The sequence below is a fragment of the Parvibaculum sp. genome, assembly GCF_035511255.1.
Classification (GTDB): Bacteria; Pseudomonadota; Alphaproteobacteria; order Parvibaculales; family Parvibaculaceae; genus Parvibaculum.
Map to the genome: position 1 here is coordinate 1 of NZ_DATKFR010000127.1, position 1,644 is coordinate 1,644.

General features: G+C 67.2%; 1 protein-coding gene. It reads left to right on the plus strand.

Annotated features, from left to right (window positions below):
- Window positions 1-45 precede the first annotated feature (45 nt).
- Window positions 46-1,644, plus strand: a 1,599-nt coding sequence (gene atzF, locus VMR03_RS04395; protein ID WP_325402655.1) for an allophanate hydrolase, incomplete at its 3' end; no start/stop codon positions are given.

The window sequence follows — 1,644 nt, forward strand, 5'->3', positions numbered from 1 at the left end:
GGCGGGGCAGGCGCTCGTGACGCTGCTGCCGCTGGAGGCGACGGCATGAAAGGCTTCTGTTTTTCCCTTCCTTCGCTCAAGGCGGCCTATGCGCGCGGCGTGCGCGCGGAGGATGTTGCGATGGAGGCGTTGAAGCGCGCCGACACCTATGGCGATCCGGCGGTCTGGATCACGAGGGCGCCGGCCGAGGCGGTTCTCGCGCGGGCGCGCGCGCTCGATGCGATGCCGGTTGCCGAGCGTGCGAAGCTGCCGCTTTTCGGCGTGCCCTTCGCGGTGAAGGACAATATCGACTGCGCCGGGTTGCCGACGAGCGCGGCCTGTCCGGCCTTTGCCTACCAGCCGAAGGAGAACGCGCCCGTTGTCGCGCGCCTTCTCGAAGCGGGAGCGATCCTGATCGGCAAGACCAATCTCGACCAGTTCGCAACGGGGCTCGTCGGCACACGCTCGCCGCATGGCGCACCGCGTTCGGTCTTCAATGCGGACTATATTTCCGGGGGATCGAGTTCCGGCTCGGCGGTGGCCGTGGCGGCGGGGCTCGTCAGCTTCTCGCTCGGCACGGACACGGCGGGGTCCGGTCGCGTGCCGGCAGCGTTCAACAATATCGCGGGCCTGAAGCCCTCGCGAGGGCTTCTCTCGGCGCGTGGCGTCGTGCCGGCCTGCCGCTCGCTTGATTGTGTGTCGATCTTCGCGTTGACCGCGGAGGAGACGGCGGAGATTTTCAGGCAGGCGGCGGTCTTCGATGCCGAAGATCCCTATGCGCGGGCGCGGCTTCCGGATGCGCCGGTCGTGCCGGGCGGCGCCTTCACCTTCGCCGTGCCGAAGCCGGGCGATCTTTCCTTTTTCGGCGATGGAGAATCCGAACGGCTTTTCAACGAGGCGGTCGAGCGGCTCGAACAGATCGGCGGCCGCGCGCGGCGCATCGATTTTGCTCCCTTCCGCGAGGCGGCGGCGCTTCTCTACGAAGGACCGTGGGTCGCGGAGCGCACGGCGGCTGTCGGCGCCTTCATCGAGACGCATGAGGCCGAATGCGATCCGACGGTCGCGAAGATCATTCTCGGTGGGCGCACGCGCAATGCGGTCGAGGTCTTCGAGGCAATGCACAAGCTGCAGGCGCTGCAGCGCAAGGTGCTGACGCTTTTTGCGGGTCTCGACATCGTCGTCGTTCCGACGGCGCCGACGACCTACAAGGTCAGCGAGATCGAGGCGGAGCCCATCAAGCTCAATTCGCGTCTCGGCACCTATACGAATTTCATGAACCTGCTTGACATGGCGGGCCTCGCGATACCGGCCGGCATCGGCAAGACGGGGCTTCCCTTCGGCATCACGCTGGCCGCGCCCGCTTTTTCCGAGGCGCGGCTCGTCGACATCGGCGCGCGTTTTCACGCGGCGCTCGGCCTTGCGCCGGGCGCGCCGTCTCTCGGTGCGGCGGATGCCGATGAAGGCTTTCTCGAAATCGCAGTCGTCGGCGCGCATATGACCGGCTTGCCGCTCAATCCCGAGCTCACCTCGCGCGGCGGCATGTTCGTCGAGCGGACCAAGACGGCGGCCTGTTATCAGTTCTATGCGCTGGCGGGCGGGCCGCCCTTCCGTCCGGGGCTCGTCAAATCCGACAAGGGAGCCGCGATCGAGCTCGAAGTCTGGCGG